At 54.9% G+C, this 17,621-nt stretch carries 21 protein-coding genes; 20 read left to right on the top strand and 1 reads right to left on the bottom strand.

Features of this window, described 5'->3' with window-relative positions; genetic code table 11:
* From ACFSKT_RS08270 to ACFSKT_RS08215, 12 genes are all read left to right on the top strand, one after another.
* A complete protein-coding gene (locus ACFSKT_RS08270) occupies window positions 1-1,092 on the top strand; it encodes a prephenate dehydrogenase (protein ID WP_377722282.1) in 1,092 nt (363 codons plus the stop codon).
* A 427-nt stretch (window positions 1,093-1,519) separates the two neighbouring features.
* The gene (locus ACFSKT_RS08265) at window positions 1,520-2,116 is read left to right on the top strand and encodes an RNA polymerase sigma factor (protein ID WP_377722281.1); all 597 of its coding nucleotides are present in this window, start codon (window positions 1,520-1,522) and stop codon (window positions 2,114-2,116) included.
* Window positions 2,113-2,721: an anti-sigma factor family protein gene (locus ACFSKT_RS08260; RefSeq protein ID WP_377722280.1), complete on the top strand. Its 609-nt coding sequence runs from the start codon at window positions 2,113-2,115 to the stop codon at window positions 2,719-2,721. The genes ACFSKT_RS08265 and ACFSKT_RS08260 overlap by 4 nt, the downstream gene beginning before the upstream one ends.
* An 87-nt stretch (window positions 2,722-2,808) precedes the next feature.
* Window positions 2,809-3,402 (top strand): histidine phosphatase family protein, encoded by a 594-nt coding sequence (locus ACFSKT_RS08255; protein ID WP_377722861.1) that lies wholly within the window; start codon window positions 2,809-2,811, stop codon window positions 3,400-3,402.
* Window positions 3,403-3,672: 270 nt separating this feature from the next.
* A complete protein-coding gene (locus ACFSKT_RS08250) occupies window positions 3,673-4,881 on the top strand; it encodes a hypothetical protein (protein ID WP_377722279.1) in 1,209 nt (402 codons plus the stop codon).
* 254 nt (window positions 4,882-5,135) lie between these two features.
* On the top strand, window positions 5,136-5,318 hold the full coding sequence (locus ACFSKT_RS08245; RefSeq protein ID WP_148928237.1) for an IDEAL domain-containing protein: 183 nt from the start codon (window positions 5,136-5,138) through the stop codon (window positions 5,316-5,318).
* Window positions 5,319-5,535: 217 nt separating this feature from the next.
* On the top strand, window positions 5,536-5,955 hold the full coding sequence (locus ACFSKT_RS08240) for a DUF2487 family protein (RefSeq protein WP_377722278.1): 420 nt from the start codon (window positions 5,536-5,538) through the stop codon (window positions 5,953-5,955).
* A gap of 261 nt (window positions 5,956-6,216) precedes the next feature.
* Window positions 6,217-6,741, top strand: a complete 525-nt coding sequence (locus ACFSKT_RS08235) for a QcrA and Rieske domain-containing protein (RefSeq protein ID WP_377722277.1) — start codon at window positions 6,217-6,219, stop codon at window positions 6,739-6,741.
* 17 nt (window positions 6,742-6,758) lie between these two features.
* A complete protein-coding gene (gene qcrB / locus ACFSKT_RS08230) occupies window positions 6,759-7,430 on the top strand; it encodes a menaquinol-cytochrome c reductase cytochrome b subunit (protein ID WP_377500011.1) in 672 nt (223 codons plus the stop codon).
* Window positions 7,431-7,452: 22 nt separating this feature from the next.
* A complete protein-coding gene (locus ACFSKT_RS08225; RefSeq protein WP_377722276.1) occupies window positions 7,453-8,337 on the top strand; it encodes a c-type cytochrome in 885 nt (294 codons plus the stop codon).
* 83 nt (window positions 8,338-8,420) lie between these two features.
* Window positions 8,421-9,074: a DUF1405 domain-containing protein gene (locus ACFSKT_RS08220; RefSeq protein ID WP_377722275.1), complete on the top strand. Its 654-nt coding sequence runs from the start codon at window positions 8,421-8,423 to the stop codon at window positions 9,072-9,074.
* A gap of 44 nt (window positions 9,075-9,118) precedes the next feature.
* The gene (locus ACFSKT_RS08215; protein WP_377722274.1) at window positions 9,119-10,072 is read left to right on the top strand and encodes a sporulation protein YpjB; all 954 of its coding nucleotides are present in this window, start codon (window positions 9,119-9,121) and stop codon (window positions 10,070-10,072) included.
* Here ACFSKT_RS08215 and ACFSKT_RS08210 read toward each other — a convergent pair whose 3' ends face one another.
* A complete protein-coding gene (locus ACFSKT_RS08210; protein WP_377722273.1) occupies window positions 10,073-10,939 on the bottom strand; it encodes a YitT family protein in 867 nt (288 codons plus the stop codon).
* 141 nt (window positions 10,940-11,080) lie between these two features.
* Here ACFSKT_RS08210 and ACFSKT_RS08205 point away from each other — a divergent pair, with 141 nt between their 5' ends.
* The 8 genes from ACFSKT_RS08205 (at window position 11,081) to ACFSKT_RS08170 (ending at window position 17,598) form a co-directional block, all read left to right on the top strand.
* Complete coding sequence (locus ACFSKT_RS08205; RefSeq protein WP_377722272.1) at window positions 11,081-11,428, top strand: nucleotide pyrophosphohydrolase; 348 nt, start codon at window positions 11,081-11,083, stop codon at window positions 11,426-11,428.
* A gap of 55 nt (window positions 11,429-11,483) precedes the next feature.
* Window positions 11,484-12,020 (top strand): tetratricopeptide repeat protein, encoded by a 537-nt coding sequence (locus ACFSKT_RS08200; protein WP_377722271.1) that lies wholly within the window; start codon window positions 11,484-11,486, stop codon window positions 12,018-12,020.
* A 24-nt stretch (window positions 12,021-12,044) separates the two neighbouring features.
* Complete coding sequence (gene dapB / locus ACFSKT_RS08195; RefSeq protein WP_377722270.1) at window positions 12,045-12,848, top strand: 4-hydroxy-tetrahydrodipicolinate reductase; 804 nt, start codon at window positions 12,045-12,047, stop codon at window positions 12,846-12,848.
* 39 nt (window positions 12,849-12,887) lie between these two features.
* A complete protein-coding gene (gene mgsA, locus ACFSKT_RS08190; protein WP_377722269.1) occupies window positions 12,888-13,298 on the top strand; it encodes a methylglyoxal synthase in 411 nt (136 codons plus the stop codon).
* An 8-nt stretch (window positions 13,299-13,306) separates the two neighbouring features.
* Window positions 13,307-14,005 (top strand): bacillithiol biosynthesis deacetylase BshB1, encoded by a 699-nt coding sequence (bshB1, locus tag ACFSKT_RS08185; protein ID WP_377722268.1) that lies wholly within the window; start codon window positions 13,307-13,309, stop codon window positions 14,003-14,005.
* A 62-nt stretch (window positions 14,006-14,067) separates the two neighbouring features.
* A complete protein-coding gene (gene bshA / locus ACFSKT_RS08180; RefSeq protein ID WP_377722267.1) occupies window positions 14,068-15,231 on the top strand; it encodes an N-acetyl-alpha-D-glucosaminyl L-malate synthase BshA in 1,164 nt (387 codons plus the stop codon).
* Window positions 15,232-15,253: 22 nt separating this feature from the next.
* Complete coding sequence (locus ACFSKT_RS08175) at window positions 15,254-16,618, top strand: CCA tRNA nucleotidyltransferase (protein ID WP_377722266.1); 1,365 nt, start codon at window positions 15,254-15,256, stop codon at window positions 16,616-16,618.
* Complete coding sequence (locus ACFSKT_RS08170; protein ID WP_377722265.1) at window positions 16,615-17,598, top strand: biotin--[acetyl-CoA-carboxylase] ligase; 984 nt, start codon at window positions 16,615-16,617, stop codon at window positions 17,596-17,598. The genes ACFSKT_RS08175 and ACFSKT_RS08170 overlap by 4 nt, the downstream gene beginning before the upstream one ends.
* The last annotated feature ends 23 nt before the right edge of the window (window positions 17,599-17,621 follow it).

Here is a 17,621-nt window from a genome sequence, read left to right as displayed (position 1 = left end):
ATGACGAGAATCGCGATATTCGGCGTCGGCTTGATCGGCGGCTCGCTCGCGCTTTGCTTTAAAGGCAAGCCGGGTTTGACGGTTGTCGGTTATGACGTGCGCGAATCGTCCGCGGCCAAATACGTAGAGAGGGGCGTCGTCGATGAAATGGCGGCGTCCCTTCGCGATGCGGCCGAATCGGCGGACGTTATCTTTTTGTGTGTGCCCGTAGGCGTGCTCGACCAATACGTGCGGGAGATCAGCGAGCTTCGGCTCAAGTCCGGCTGCATTATCACCGATGTCGGGAGCACGAAGTCGTCCGTCGCGCGTACGGCGGCCGCGCTGCGTTTTAGCGGCGCAACGTTCATCGGGGGCCATCCGATGGCGGGTTCCGAACGTTCGGGCGTCGAAGCGGCATCCTCGCATTTGTTCGAGAATGCCTTCTACGTGTTGACACCGGAGCCCGGCGCCCCGGCAGAAGCCGTTGACCGACTGTCCAATCTGTTGAAAGCGACGAAAGCACATATCGTGCACGTGAACCCCGATGAGCATGATGAGATCGTCGGCGCGATCAGTCACCTGCCTCACATCATTGCGGTCGCGCTCGTCAATCAGATCAGGGGCTATAACGAGACGAACCCGCTATATAGCGTGCTGGCAGCTGGCGGCTTCCGCGATATTACGCGGATCGCTTCGAGCGACCCGATTGTCTGGCGCGATATTTTGATCAGCAACCGCGAAATCTTGCTTAAGCTGCTTCAAGGCTGGAACAAGGAGACGCATAAATTCATCCGGATGCTGGAGGGCAAGGACGCGGAGGGTATTCAGGAGGCGTTCAAGCAAGCAGGCGCGTTCCGCAGCCAGCTTCCAGAACGGCGCAAGGGCATGATCCATTCCCTATACGAGTGTTACGTGGACGTACCGGACCATCCCGGCATCATCGGCAAGATCGCGACGGAGCTGGGCAACGCGCGAATCAATTTGAGCAACCTCCAAATTATCGAAAGCCGGGAAGACGTTCCGGGCGTACTGCGGCTTTCCTTCCGAACGCAGGACGATCTGGATCAAGCGGTGGAGAAATTGAGCCAGACCGGGCACTCCGTACATTTTTAAAAATGATCTATAAAAAATGAAAACGCTTATTGACAAAATGAAAACGGATACATATAATAAAAGTACAGTATGGTTTCTCTCCACTCCTATCCAAATCCAACGCACATTGTGCGGGCCACCTTTCGAGGTGGTCTTTTTTTTGTTTGAAACGAGTCAAGGGGGAAATCTTTTCTAAAAAAATTTTAAGACACGGGGAAAGAGGGACTGTGCTACAATAAACATATTGATTGTAAAAATCTGGTGCGTTTTGATTTTGTCGAATCTAGCAGGAATTTGTTTTTTTCTCTCGAATTCAATATAGCTTGTCCATTAATGCGCGAAGTTCGAAGGCTTTTGTTTGGAACGGCGCGCAACTTTTTCGAACCCGCTCGGTACAATGTTATAACCGGGCCGGGAACACTCCGGAGTCCAAGGAGGGTCGCCCGCAATGACCGATTCCCAGTTAATCCGCGAAATCAAAGACGGTAACGTTCAGCTTTACTCGGAATTGATGAGGCGATACCAGCGTAAAATCCTTGCTTTCATCTTTCATATGCTGAAGAGCGCGAAGATGGAACTGTTGGCGGAGGATTTATGCTCCGAGACGTTCTATAAAGCATATCGAAGCTTGCATTCCTTTCGGGAGACGGATGCTACATTCTCGACTTGGCTGTACACGATCGCCCGCAATACGGTGCTAAGCGAGCTGCGTAAGCAGAAATCCGGCAGCGTGTCGCTCGATGAAGTGAACGTAATGCCGGTCGCCCCGCCCGACAGCGTGCCCGAGCATCGGCTTTTGCAGAACGAACGGATGTCGATGGTTCGCGAAGCGATTAACAATTTGCCTGAGAAACAGCGATCTGCCCTTATACTTAGAGAATACGACCAGCTGGATTATCAGGAGATCGCGAGCATACTCGGTCAGACCGTCAGTTCCGTCAAGTCGCTGCTATTCCGAGCCCGCAACAGTGTGAAGATGCAGCTTGAACCCTACTTCGGCGAATCGCCGGTGCTGGAAGAATTCGAGGGGATGAAGATGCGATGAAATGCCTGGAGGTACGCGAGACATTTGGCGTCTATTGGGATCTTGCCGAGAATGACCCGGAGCGCATGGCCGTTGATCAACATCTGGTCCGTTGCGACGACTGCCGGGAAGAATTTCGGCTATGGGAAGAAAGCGAGCAGTTAATCCGCAGCCTGTCGGAGATGGACGAAGCGATCGGGCCGATCGAAGTCGACCATGTCAACCGGGGCGTCATGGAGCGGATTTATGCGGAAGAATCCTGGTATATGCCTGTTCCCAGCCGGAGCTATCAATTCTCGAGATCATTCCGCCGTAACGCGGCTGCTGCGATTGCATGCTGCATGGCGATGTTCATATGCGGTTTGTTCTACATGTTGATCGGCAACCAAGACGCTTCATCGGTCGAGATGGCGAAGCTGACAGGACTGATCGAGACGGCCAACGCGGCCGAGAATACCGGCCTGATTACAGCCGATTTTTATGCGGATCTGCCGGTGGCAAGCATCAGCGATCCTTTAGTGCTGAACGTCGTGCCGACGTTCCCGCAATATTGGATTGCCTTATCCATTCTGGGCATGATTATGGCGTTGCTTATTTTGAACTGGCTGTCGCGCACGAGACACTAATCGAGCGTGACACGCCTACTACAGACCGTTATCGACCGAAATCTCCAGCCCGTGAGCTGGAGATTTTTCATGAAAGGGGAGATCGCGATGCGAATCGGATTAATCCGCCATGGGAAGACCGATTGGAACGCCCTCGGCAAAATTCAAGGACAAACGGATACGCCACTCAACGAAGAAGGCGTTCGGCAAGCAGGCGCGTTGGCGCAGCGGCTCCGTCGGGACGGCGAGCGTTGGGACGCGATCGTAGCCAGCGATCTCTCGCGCGCCGACGAGACGGCGCGCATTATTGCGCAGACGCTGGGCATCGTACAACTTCCGGGCGACCCGAGATTGCGGGAGCGGTATTTCGGCGAGATCGAGGGAACGACGGAGGAAGAGCGATTAACGCGATGGGGAGCCGACTGGCGCTCCCAGAATCGGGGCCAAGAAACCGACGACGTGCTGCGCGGCAGAGCGATGGCATTCGTCGAGGATTTAGTCGCACAAGGACTGGATGATCGCCGGATTCTGGTTGTAACGCATGGCAGCTTGCTGGCACAGCTCTTGAAAGGACTTTGCGCGGAGTTGGCAGACAAGCCGATTGGCAATGTCTCCCTAAGCATATTCGAGCGTGAATCGGAGCGGTGGAAGCCGCTGCTGCACAATTGCACGCTGCATCTGGACGACCTGACGCGTGTGTAGCTTTTTACCCTGGCTGAATGCTCCATTCTCAATCTTTGGATTGAGAACGGAAACCAATCAGCAGGCTCCGGCTGAATGCTGCATTCCCGCTCTTACGACCGTGAACGCAAACCAATCAGCCTTGTTGCTTCTATAATATATGAGTGATCTGAACCTGCCTCGTTTCGTATGAAACGAGGCAGGTTTTTTTCATAGGACGGTTATTAAATGTTCCGAATCTTCCCATAATGGTACTAGTTAACGAAGAAACGAGAGATCGGAGGATTGGACATGAACTTGGCGGATATGCTCAGCTATGCCGATATCGTACAGCTCAGCCGGATCGCGAATACGTACCAGTGCGAATGCAATGGCCATTCCAAAAATGAGCTGATCCAGTCCATATTATCAACCGTGAACCGGCGGGATGTATTCGAATCGCAAATCAAGTCGATGCAGCTGGAAGATTTGCGGTTCATGAATTCGCTGCTCTTCGACCTGAGAGATACGTTCTCGCTGGAGGAGCTCTTGGCACGCGCCGAACAAAGCAGGTTCGGGGCCGAACCGGATAAGGCGGATTATCTCGAGCCGACCCGGCTTCCTGAGGCTGCCGCGGTTAAGAAGCCGTCGAAGCGGACGAAGACGCCAAAGCCAGCCCCGCCGGTGGAAAGCGGACCGCGGGCGACGATCTCGCGGTTTAAACAGTACGGTTGGCTGTTTAATGGGATTTCAGGGCCGAACCGCTATTTATTTCAGGTGCCCCATGATTTGAAGCGCAGATTCAAGGACGCCATGGAGCGGAAATTCGCTTCTCAGCTCACCTACGTGGACGAAGAGCCGTTAGCCTACCGGGATGAGCAGCAACTGATTGGCGAGGACGTGAAGGAGCTGCTGACTTTTATTCATCACAATGAAATCCAGCTTACGTCCGATGGCGCCATGTATAAAAGAAGCGTGCTGCAAATTATGGATCGTCTCAGCATAAAGGAACAGCTGCCGGGCAAGGGCGAATGGCGGTTCGGTTACGGCCGCCGGATGAAAGATTATCCGAACCGGATGTCCCTCATCTATGATTATTGTTATTACAACGGGTGGCTCGCGGAAGGCGAGAGCGAGCTGACGCTGACGCCGGCAGGGCTCGAGCGCCAGACATCGGGTGCCCCGGAAGGAACCGACAAGCTGTACCGGTTCTGGCTCCGTTTATATAAGAATGCCATGCCGAACTTACGGTCGCTGGTTTATTGGACCGACAAGCTATCCGAACAATGGGTGACGGCGGATTCGCTTAAGCATGCGCTGGTTCCTTACATTAGACCTTTCTATTATGACAGTTCCGAGACGCTGTTCGAACAGCGGATCGTCGGGATGATGCTGCACTTGGGTCTCTTGAGAATCGGGGAACATGCGCAGTTCGGCAAGGTCATTCGCGCCACTCCGCTAGGGAGAGCGGTCGTTGCAGGGTTGAATTTGGAGGACGAGGACGCCATCGTGTTGGACTAGCTTCTATATGAATAGGCCGCAGCACATTCCGGGACGGTAAGGGCAAACGCAGGATACGCCCGTGCGCGCTGCGGAATATGATTTACTAGAAGCGGATAATGTTTACGCCTATCGCTTTCGCTTGTACCGCTGCGAAATCGCCTAGTGAACCCGAATGAGAAGGCATGCAAGAGCATCATGCGGACGATGAGAGACAGCTCGGCCAGGGGAATGAGTATAGGATATCTTTGAACGAAAGCTTGGAGGTGTATCCTATGGACAAAATGAAAGTATCGTATGAAGCCATGCTCGGGCTTGCGGCCGAGATGGTGTTGGATAAGGCAGTGGTGGAATTCCGGACGAAACGATTGTATCAAGCGATCGATAAAGCGCTAGCTTCAGGAGATAAGGATACGTTTCGCAGATTGACCGATGAATTAAAGACGCTGCACGCTTAAGCGTGCGCCCGCGAACCTTCGCGCGAAGAGCTTCCAAGCTACCTCGCCGCGGAGGTTTTTTGCATGCAATTCGTCCAATCGAAGGCTGTTGGGGGAAGGGAAGAAGCTTAAGGTTGAGCGCTCCACCGAAGCATCGTTTCTTACCTGGCGAGATTATGGTAGGATAAAGGGATGTCTGGGGAAATATGAAGCTATTCGCGAAGGGGACAAGCAAACGATGAAATTCAGCGAACTTACGCCGGACCAATGGGCGGAGCTTGCGCCATATCTCGATACGGCCGTACTGCCGGTTACCGGCTTGAGCGGCAACGAACTGCCTTTCGAAGCAACCGAAGCGCTGGAGAGGCTGCGGGACGTTCTTGACCGAATCGAACAGCCTTTCAAGGGCCGGATCGTAACCTATCCGTCCTGCCAATATGCCGATCATGGCGCAGGAGCGGAACAGGTTGAACAGATTTGCGCCAATTTGAAGAGATCCGGTTTCAAATACGTGATCCTGACGGCTGCATTCGATATCGAATCATGGATCGGCAAGGTGGCTAGCGCCGATTTGATCGTGGGTACCGATGCGCAGGGCAATCCGCCCCAATCGGATGAGGTCAACGCCGCGGTTCGCAACTTATGGCTGGGACGATAAGCGAAGACGCTCTTTTCCCGCCGGAATCGACAGCAATTGCATAAGTCGAAAACGATTTGGGAAAAACAAATGCCATAGCAGGTCAATTGTGACAAAATCGTAACAATTTCAAAATGGGCTTTTGTTCCGTCCAGCAAAACTTTGGCAGTATTCTTGACGCTCTATATGACCTAGGCTATTATAGGAAATGTCCTAAGTTCGTCATACGTTTTGTCAATGTGGCAAGACGCAAGATATGGTTGGCAAAGGGGGTAGAACAAGATGAGTAACCACGATCAGAACGCACATCGACCGGTGAAACGCAACGAAATGTCCCGACGTCAATTTTTGTCATATACGCTCGGAGGCGCAACGGCTTTCATGGCTGCTGGCGTAGCGCTGCCAATGGTTCGTTTCGCGGTTGATCCGATTCTTAAAAAGAAAAGCGGAAGCACCTTGATCAAGGTTGTTGAAGAATCGAAAGTAACGAACGAACCGCAGGAGTTTAAGTTCAAGATTCACCAGATCGATGGCTGGTACGTGAGCGATCCGGAACAAACGGCCTGGATCAGAAAGGACGAGCAGGGTAAGTATTACGCCCTTTCTCCGGTCTGTAAGCATTTGGGCTGTACGATCGCCTGGAATACGGAGCAGAACAACGAGTACGTATGTCCATGTCACGGCGCGCATTACACGATCGAAGGAAAAGCGCTTTCCGTTGCGCCGAAGCCGCTTGACGAGTATGAATTGGAAGTCAAGGAAGGCTGGATTTATCTCGGACCGATCAAAGAGAATACACGAGTATAAGGAGGGCGTAGGCTCAGATGTTGAAAAATGTGTACAACTGGATCGACGAACGTCTTGATATTACGCCGCTGTGGAGGGACGTTGCGGATCATGAAGTTCCGGAACACGTTAACCCGGCCCATCACTTCTCCGCATTCGTGTATTGCTTTGGCGGATTGACGTTTTTCATCACGGTCATCCAGATTTTGTCGGGTATGTTCCTGACGATGTATTTCGTCCCGGATATTTTGAACGCTTACAAGAGCGTCGACTACCTGCAGCATAAAGTCGCTTTCGGCGGCATCGTGCGCGGTATGCACCACTGGGGCGCAAGCCTTGTGCTTGTTATGATGTTCTTACATACGCTTCGCGTCTTCTTCACCGGTTCCTACAAGGCGCCGCGCGAGATGAACTGGGTTGTCGGCATGCTGATTTTCTTCATCATGCTCGGTCTTGGCTTCACGGGCTACCTGCTGCCGTGGGATAACAAAGCTTATTTCGCCACGAAGGTAGGCATGCAGATCGCCGAAGCCGTGCCGTATATCGGACCTTACATTAAAGAATTGCTGCAGGGCGGCGACATTATCGGCGCCGAGACGCTGACTCGCTTCTTCGCGATCCACGTGTTCTTCCTGCCAGGCGCGCTGCTTGCGCTGCTTGGGGCTCACTTTATCATGATCCGCCGTCAAGGCATTTCTGGACCACTCTAAGCCGAAGGGAGGTAATTCGCGAATGGCACATGGTCACAAATCGAACGAAAAAGTAATTTATGTCGGCGACTCCCGGGTGAAGAAGCCTAAGAGCGTCGGCAGCGATACGATCCCGCCGGACTACACTGCTTTCCCGGGCAAGTCGGAAGCGTTCATTCCGAACTTCCTGCTGAAGGAATGGATGGTCGGATGCGTGGCGTTGGTAGGTTTCCTTGTTCTGACGATTGCGGAACCGGCACCGCTCGGTTATCCGGCAGATCCGACGAACGCGGCATTCATTCCGATGCCGGACTGGTACTTCTTGTTTATGTATCAATTCCTGAAATACCCTTACGCATCGGGCGATTACGTCGCATTCGGTATTCTCGGCGTGCCGGGGATCGCTTTCGCGGCGCTTCTCCTTGCGCCTTTCCTGGATACGGGCAAAGAACGCCGTTTCTACAGACGTCCGATCGCGACAGCGCTGATGCTGCTCTCGCTGTTCTCGCTATTTTACCTGACGAAGGTTTCTTGGGACCACTACGAGCACGAGCTTGAAATCACGAACACGATTCCAGAGCACCACGTTCGTGAAGAGAAAGCCCGTGAAGAGTGGGAGAAGGCGCAGGCGAATGGCGGCGTTCCGGTCGAGGAAGCCGTTATTCCGATCGTGGACGAGGACGACCCGGTTATGGAAATCGTCAAAGCCAACTGCGTAGGTTGCCATGCAACCGATCTTAAAGGAAACGAAAGCGCGAACGTGCCAGCCTTGAGAGGCGTGGGCGACGAACACACCAAAGAAGAATTGGCGGATATCGTAACCAACGGTCTGGGCGGCGGAAGAATGCCGGCATTCGGGGAGAACCTGAGCGCCGAGCAGATCGACCAGCTGGCGACATGGCTCGCGAAACAGAAGAAAGCTGAATAACTCATGAAGAACCTGATCGTTTCATCGCGATCAGGTTTTTTTTGAACACAATCGGGTCGGGGTAGAGGAAGGAGCAATGAGCCGTGTCGCTTATTTCATTTGTAATGAGTCGTTCCGTGCTATTGGATCGCCGCGTGCTGTGGCTGTTGTTCATCGTCAATGCATTGGGAACCGTGTATGGCTATTATTGGTACGGCGATCAGTTGATCGATACGTCGCAGACGCAGCCAGCTTGGCAGTTGGTATTCGTGCCGGATAGCCCTACGGCGAGCTTATTCTTTACGCTGGCATTAATTTATCTACTGTTCCCGCCCTCTCCAGACGCAGGTCCGGTTGCACGGGGGATTCGCATGGTCATTGAAGCGCTAGGCGTCGTGACGTCGGTGAAATACGGGATATGGGCGGTCGTCATGATCTTGGCCGGCGCGATGAAAGGCGATCAGCTCGTATGGCAGCATTATATGCTGATCGTATCCCATTTAAGCATGGCGGTGGAAGGGCTGTTGTTCGTGCGCTTCTTCACGTTTGGGCGTTGGGCCGCGTTCGCCGCGGGCTGCTGGTTGTGGCTGAACGATACGATGGACTATACGTATTACATCTATCCTTGGCTGCCGGAAGTATTGGACCGCATCGTTCATGCCGTTCGCAATTTTACGTTCGGTCTAACGTTGTTCAGCTTGCTAATTACGCTGCTGTTTCTCCGACTTGGCCGTAAGGCAAGACGAATCGAAGCATAAGTTGGGACATCCCCCCATACATTGAGAGTAGTGGGGGGATGCGTGTGAGGAGAACAATCGGCGCGACAATCGTATTGGCGGCGATCTTGATGATAACGGCAGGCTGTGCCAGCGACTGGGTACGGACGACTTCGGTCCATGAGTCCGCTCACACCTATGCGCGTACCGTGGGCGGGGATAAAGCCATAAAGATAGCGGACGAGCTTTACAATGCCGCGAACAAGGGCGATCGTCAGCATGCTTATTCGGCGCTCGTTCAATTGGAACGGGAGTCCAAGCGAGACGAAGTTCGGTCTATGGGTACGCTGAAGGGTTGGCAAGCATTCGATGCGAGCATTCAGTCGGCGAAGAAGGCCTTCACTCAGAAACCGAATGGAGAAGAAGCCTATCTTCAAGCGGCGCGCTTGAAGCTGGCGATCGATGCGCTGTATCGGTCTTCGCCGCTATGGCTTCAATATCAGGACGTCATACAAGAAGATTTGGAACGGTTGCGCCAAGCATGGGTAATCGAGTGGGAGGACCGCGCATCGGCCGAGCTGGCTGCGCTGAACGTGCTGCGCATTCATGCCGAACGAGTCGAAGTGGCGGCGTTGTTGGAGCGGCCTGAAGCGGATGTTTCGCATTTTCAGGATTTAATGAACCGGATGGAGTATGCGATCGTGTACGCGGCCAAGAGCAGCGGCGCGAAAGAGCGAAATCGCAATTTGGATCGCGTATGGCTGGAGCTGCAGAACTCGGCTGACGTCCTCTTTAACGACAACGCCGCGACGAAGACGGCTTCGGGCGAACTATCCGATGCGGCGGCCGCGGGACCGGCACCAACCCGGATCATGCCGCCGGTGCCTGCCGCGCCTGTCCGAGAACAGCTCGCGACGATGTTTATCGCCGCCTTCGTCATGGGCGTGCTTGCTTTCGTAGGATGGCAACGGTATAAATTCGAGGAAAGTCACGGCGCGTCTTATCCGCCGCCCAAATCGCCTTGGGAGCGCGATTCGTAACTATTCTTCTTTAAACCCTTCGCCGAGTACGTCGTGTACGTCGGAGATGACGACGAATGCCCGCGGGTCGATGCTGCGAATGATCGTTTTGAGACGCCGGATTTCATGGCGCGCGATCACGCAGTAGACGACCTGTTTTTGTTGGCCGGAATAAGCGCCTTTCGCGTCAAACAGCGTAACGCCCCGTTCCATCTCCTTCGTAATCAGAGCTGAAATTTCCGGTCCGTGGTCGGTGAACACCTGGAACGCTTTGGCGGCATAAGCCCCTTCTTGAATGAAATCGATCACGCGCGCGGCGATGAATACGATCACGAGGGTGTAAAGCACTTTCTCCTTCGATATATATAGAAGCGAAGCTCCTATAATGAAGGCATCGAGCGTGAGAATAATTTGTCCCATGCTCCAGCCGCGCGTCTTGGAGGCAATCCGCGCGATGATATCCGCACCGCCGGTCGTGCCGCCGAAGCGGAAGACGATGCCGAGCCCGGCGCCTGTCGTAACCCCCGCATACAGAGCGGCTAGTATGTAGTCGTGCGACGTTTGGAACGGTTCGATCCATTCGGCCTCCACGCCTTTCTCGATCAGCCAGAGGAAGAACGAGAGCGAGACCGTGCCGTAAATGGAGAGCCCCATCTGACTTTTGCCGAGCACCTTCCAACCGATGATGAAAAGCGGAATGTTCAGCAAGAGCGTAGAGATCGAGAGCGGAAGACCAAGCGCGTAATTCAGCAGGACCCCGATGCCGGTTACGCCACCCTCCATCAGCTGATTCGGAATAATGAAGTACTGCAGGCCGAATGCATAAATGGCGGTGCCTAGGGTGATAAGCGGCACCTGACGCAGCAAGGCGGATAGCCGTGCGTTCATGATGTAAAACTCCTTTCTGCCCAAAAACTAAGGTTGCCTTGTCTAGTATGGCTGATTTGAGCGCAATCGAAAAGCATTGTTTTCGCGGACGCTTTACGATAACATATGGAGTGAACCTGAGGGAAGGATTGGATTAACGCGATGAACGAGAAGGGATCCGAGAAGTCGCTTGCCGAAGTGCAGCGCGAAGTGGACCGTTATATTTCGCAGTTTAAAGAAGGTTATTTCAGCCCGCTCTCCATGCTGGCCCGCATGACCGAGGAGGTCGGCGAGCTGGCTAGGGAAGTCAATCATTCGTTCGGGGAGAAGCCGAAGAAGGCGGATGAAGCGGACAACTCCATCGAGATGGAGCTTGGCGATATTTTGTTCATCGTCATTTGTTTCGCGAATTCGCTGGGCATCGATCTTACCGAAGCGCATGACCGGGTTATGCATAAATTCAATACGCGCGACGCCGGCCGCTGGACGCCAAAAAACATCGAACCGTAACCGCGCCTCCGTCATATGCTGTTACCATCAACCTTAAGACAAGGAGGGTGGGCGGATGGATGGAGAAAGCTGCATAAAGAAAGCTTACGAAGCCATCTTGAACGGCGATTACGAGCAGGCGATCGGCTGGTTCGAACAGGCGATCGAGCTGGAACCGGATCACGCGTCGCATCATTATAGATGTTCCATTACGTGCTTGCGGAGCGGCAAGTCGCAAAAAGCGCTGTATCACGCGGAGCGGGCCGCCGCGCTTGATCCGAGCTCGGACGAATACCGCTTTCAGCTGCAGACGGTGCAAGCCAAGCTGCTGCTGCGGGAAGTCGAAGGGCTGCTCGGCAGAACGCCGCCGGAGACCGACAGCGCGATCGAGAAGCTGAAATTCGCGTCGACACTAGATCCGCTTAATGTGGAGGTGCTCCTGCTTCTCGGCGCGGTCTATGCTTCGCAGCATCGGTATGAAGAAGCGGCGGAGTTCGCGCATGAAGCGATGAAGCTCGACCCGCATCATTCGGCCGCACAGCGGCTGCTTGCCGACGTGAACCGCAAATTGCGCGGAACGTTTCGCACGATTGTTCGGAAGAAGAAAAGATAATGCAGACAGGTGGTTACGTACGTTATGAATGAACGAATCAAAGTGGCGGTAGCGGGAGCTCGCGGCCGGATGGGACGCGAAGTCGTCAAAATGGTCCTTCAAGACGAAACGCTCGAACTGGTCGCGGCCGTCTCCCCGTCTGCCGGCGGCGTGGATGCAGGCATCCTTGCGGGAGTCGCGGCTTGCGGCGTCGTGACCGCGGCGGATCTCGAGTCGGCGCTAACTTCGGCCAAGGCCGATGTGCTCGTCGATTTCTCGATCCCGCAGGTCGGGTACGAGAACGCAAGGATCGCCATCATGCACGGCGTGCGCCCGGTCATTGGGACAACCGGCATTAACCAAGATCAAATGCAAGAGCTGGACAAGCTGTGCAATGAGCGGGGAATCGGCGCTTTGATTGCGCCAAACTTCTCCATCGGCGCCATACTGATGATGAAGTTCGCGGCCGAGGCGTCCAAGTATATGCCGCATCTGGAAATCATCGAATATCATGGCGATCAGAAGCTGGATGCGCCATCCGGCACATCCATTAAGACGGCCGAGCTCATTTCCGAAGCGCGCGGCGAGCTTCGCCAAGGCAATCCGAACGAGGAAGAAATCATCGAAGGCTCGCGCGGCGGTTATTATAACGGGTTTCGCATACATAGCGTTAGGCTGCCGGGTGTATTCGCCCAGCAGGAAGTCGTGTTTGGCGCTTTCGGCCAAACGCTGAAGATTCGTCATGATTCTTACGACCGTGCGGGTTATATGCCCGGCGTCAATCACGCGGTGAAAAAAGTCATGACGTACGAGGGACTTATTTACGGTTTCGAGCACATTATGGAGTAAAGAGCCGGTTACCGGGATAACGGGAGAGGAGAACACATCATGAATATCGCGTTTATCGCGCATGACCGCAAGAAGGACGAAATGGTGAACTTCGTAACGGCGTACGAAACCGTCTTCGAAGGTCATACGCTGTATTCGACGGGGACGACGGGAACCCGTATTATGGAGCAAACGTCGCTTTCGATCAATCGATTTATGTCGGGACCGCTCGGAGGCGACCAGCAGATCGGCGCGTTGGTGGCCACGAACGAGATGGACTTGATTATTTTCCTGCGCGATCCGCTCATGGCGCAGCCGCACGAGCCGGACATTATTGCCCTTCTTCGCCTATGTGACGTGCAGGGCATTCCGGTCGCGACCAACGTGGCGACCGCCGAGCTGCTCGTCAAAGCACTGGAACGCGGCGATTTTGCTTGGCGGGAACTGGTCCACAAATATAAACCGGAGTAGGGAGAATCATGACATATTCGGTCGATATATTGGCGTTCGGCGCGCATCCGGACGACGTGGAGATCGGCATGGCCGGCACGTTGGCCAAGCATGCACTGGCTGGTCGCAAGACGGCGATTTGCGATTTGACCGAGGCAGAGATGTCATCGAATGGCACCGTGGAATCGAGGCGGCAAGAAGCCGCCGAAGCTTCCGCGGTGCTTGGTCTATTCGAGCGCTCTTGTCTTGCGCTGCCGGATCGAGGGCTGAACGGCTCCCCGCAGCAGATCGAGGCGATTGTTCGCGAAATCAGACGATTACGGCCGCGACTCGTATTTGCGCCGTATTGGGATGACCGGCATCCGGATCATGTGGCGTGCAGCCGAATGGTCGAGGAGGCTGTTTTCAATGCCAAGCTGCGTAAGTATGCGCCGGACATGCCCCCGGTCAACGTCGAACAGCTTGTTTTCTATTATATTAACGATACGGCGGGGACGACGCTCATGGTGGACGTCAGCGCATACTACGAGCGTAAGATCGCTTCGCTTCAAGCGTACAAATCCCAGTTTAACCCCGCGAGTCTCGGTCAAGATCATGTCAGCACGCCGCTGACCGACCGATACGTCGAACGGGTGGCGGCAAGGGATTTATTGTTGGGCCAATCGAGAGGCTGGGGTTACGCGGAAGGGTTTACGACCAAGAAACCGCAGCCCGTTGAATTATTTTAACGCCAGTTTTCGTCACATCAAGCATATCGTTATCTAAAGAACGCACCAGGAGGTGGAAAACCGTGGCGAGACCTCTCAAAATCGGCATTACCTGTTATCCGACGCTCGGCGGGTCCGGCGTTGTCGCGACGGAGCTGGGTAAGCTGCTGGCCGAGAAAGGGCACGAAATTCATTTTATTACGCACAGCATTCCGTTTCGGCTCGGTCAATTCAAGAAAAATATATTCTTTCATGAGGTAGAGGTTAACGATTATTACGTGTTCCGATATCCGCCGTATGACTTATCGCTGGCCAGCAAAATGGCGCAGGTGGCCAAGATGCAGCAATTGGATCTGCTGCATGTTCATTACGCGGTCCCGCATGCGATCTGTGCGCTGCTGGCCAAGCAAATGATCGGCGGCGACATCAAAACCGTCACTACGCTGCACGGGACGGATATTACCGTGCTGGCTCAGGACGAATCGCTCAAGGACCTTATCCGGCTGGCGATCAACTCGAGTGATGCGGTGACAGCCGTCTCGCAGGATCTGATCAACGAAACGAAGGAATTGCTTGAGATCGACAATCCGATCGACTTGACTTATAACTTCGTTGACAAACGGATCTATTACCCGCGCAGCTGTGCGAATTTCCGCAGCGATTTCGTGCGTGACGGCGAGAAGATCTTAATGCATATCTCGAATTTCCGTCCCGTCAAGCGCGTAGGAGACGTGGTAGACATCTTCGCGAAAGTGGCGGAAGAAGTGCCAAGCCGGCTGCTGCTTGTTGGAGAAGGGCCGGATCTGCCGAAAATTCAACATAAAATCCGCTCGATGGGGCTGGCGGACCGCGTTCATTTCCTAGGCAAGCAGGATGATGTAGCGCACGTCATTTCGATTGCGGACCTGATGCTGCTTCCTTCCGAGAAGGAGAGCTTCGGCTTGGTGGCGCTGGAAGCGATGGCATGCGGCGTGCCGACGATCGGTTCGGTGGCCGGCGGGATTCCGGAGCTTGTCACCCACGGAGAAACGGGCTTCCTGGCACCGATCGGAGACACCGATACGATGGCAGAGCACGCGATTACGCTGCTGCGTAATGAAGCCATGTACCAGAAGTTCCGGGAAGCTTGTCTTCATCGAGCCAGAACGAGATTCTGCAATGACTTGATCACCGCGGAATACGAACGGATCTATTATCGCGTGCTGGGAATCGAGGCCGACGTGCCGCAGCCGATCTGCAGCGAATAGCAAGCCGAGGAGGGAGCGCGGCATGAAGCTGGCGCAAGAGATGACTCGGGCGCTTCCCGTCATTGAGACGCTGCAGGCGCACGGGTACGAGTCCGTTTTCGTAGGGGGCTGCGTACGGGATACGTATTTGGGTCGTCCAATCAAGGATGTGGACTTGGCGACATCGGCGACGCCCGATCAAGTGATCGCCTTGTTTCCGAACCATATCCCGACGGGACTCAAACATGGCACGATTACAGTGTTGTTGGACGATATGCCGTACGAGGTGACGACGTATCGGACGGAATCCGAATACGAACAATATCGCAGGCCGCAGGCCGTGCAATTCGTAACGAGTCTCGAGGCCGATTTGCTCCGCCGGGATTTCACCATGAATGCGATGGCGGTACGCGCCGACGGGACGTTGGTCGATCCTTACGGCGGAGCGACGGATCTGGACCGCGGCATCCTTCGCTGTGTGGGCGACGCCGACGCAAGATTTCAGGAGGATGCGCTGCGGATGGTGCGCGCGGTCCGGTTTGCCGGAGAATTCCGGCTGCGGATCGCGCTCGGCACGTGGCGCGCGCTCAAGCGGTATGCGCCTCTGCTGCGGCATGTCGCGATGGAGCGCATCGGCGCGGAAGCCGATAAAATGATGAGCGGCAGCCACCCTCGGCGGGCTGCCGTTTTGTTTGCGCGCAGCGGCTTGCTCGCGCATACGAAAGAGCCGCTGCCAAGCCGATTAAGGATCGACGGAGAGGCTCGTTCCTATGAGCCCTTCGCTAGCTTCGAAAAGGCGCGAGACGAATTTTCGGCTGAATCGGACAAGCCAATCGATTTGAATTGGCTGCGCATTGGTTTCGCTCGGGGGTTGACGTCCGCGGATGCCGAACTATTGTTTGAGTCGTTAAAGTATGCCAACAGCCGAAGAACAAATTTCGGGTTGACGATGAGCTTGGCTGCATGCATGGATGCTTATTTAAGTCGGTACCTGTCCGAAGGAGAGGTCGTTCCGAATGCCGATACGCTTCAACAATTGAAGCATTATTGGATCGACATCATCTTGTCGCACGGCACGTCCATCGCGGACAACTGGCTGTTCGCGCTGGATCGCCTTCCGCTGGCGCAGCCGGAGAATGTGGCGCATGCCGACTTCTTTACGACGCTTCCTGCGCTGTTACGCGAATATCGGGAAGGCATGGCGGTCACGGACATGCGCGGGCTCGCGGTGACGGGCGGCGAAGTCATGAGACGTCTTCGCCGATCTAGCGGCCCATGGCTTGGCGAACTGCTGAAGGAAATGCTGCGCGAAGCCGCCCATGGTAGGGTGGAGAATGTGGCGGAGACGCTGCTGCAATGGGCAGAGACGCTGGAAAGTCAGAGAGAAAGCAGAGGCGAAACACGATGAGCAACCGCATTTTGACCTTGCTGGAGGAGAGCGGCGAACAATATGTATCGGGCGAGCTGCTCAGCCGCGAGCTGGGGATCAGCCGCACGGCCATCTGGAAGCAGATCCGCAAGCTGGAAGCGCAGGGCTATACGATCGATGCCTCCCCCCGCTTGGGCTACCGGCTGGTCGGCCGGCCTTCCCGGTTAACGATGGCAGAGCTGCTCGGCGAACTGCAAGGCACGACGCTCGTATCCGGCATCAAATTATTCGAGTCCGTCGACTCCACGCAAAATATTGCCCATAAGCTGGCCGAAGAAGGCGCGGAAGAAGGAACGCTCGTCATCGCGGAACAGCAAACGAGCGGGCGCGGCCGAATGGGGCGCACCTGGGTATCGCCCGCAGGCAAGGGCATTTATATGAGCATGGTGCTCCGTCCGAGTCTGCCTCTCCAGTTCGCGCCGCAGCTCACCTTGCTGACGGCGGTTGCGTTGTGCCGGGCACTCAAGGAGCGCGTTCCGGTGGATATCGGCATTAAATGGCCGAATGATTTGTTGATCGAGGGTAAGAAAATCAGCGGTATTCTGCTGGAGTCATCGGCCGAAGACGAGCGGATTCGGCACGTGATCATGGGAATCGGCATCAGCGTGAATTTGACAGAAGACGACTACCCAGCGGATCTGGCGGAGATCGCGACGTCGCTGCGCATCGCATCGGGCGAGACGGTCGATCGGGCCGGCGTCATCGGGGCATTCGTCAAACAATTCGAGCACCTGTACCGGTTGTACTTGCGGGAAGGTTTCACGACCATTCAATCTTTATGGGAAGCGCTGGCTGTGACGCTGCATAAGCCCGCGAAGTTAATGACGCCGGGCGGAGCGGTTGAAGGCGTGCCGATCTCGCTAATGGACAGCGGCGCGCTGCTCGTGCGGCTTGCGGACGGCACGGAGCTTCCCGTCTTCTCCGCGGAAGCGGTCCGGCCCTTGGATGCCCGTTCATAGACGATTTCGGGTGCGATCTGGTA

Origin of the sequence: Paenibacillus xanthanilyticus, assembly GCF_042682185.1 — a bacterium.
GTDB lineage: Bacteria > Bacillota > Bacilli > Paenibacillales > Paenibacillaceae > Paenibacillus_Z > Paenibacillus_Z xanthanilyticus.
Note: the sequence above shows the minus strand (reverse complement) of the source record. Positions and strands in the feature narration are given on the sequence as shown.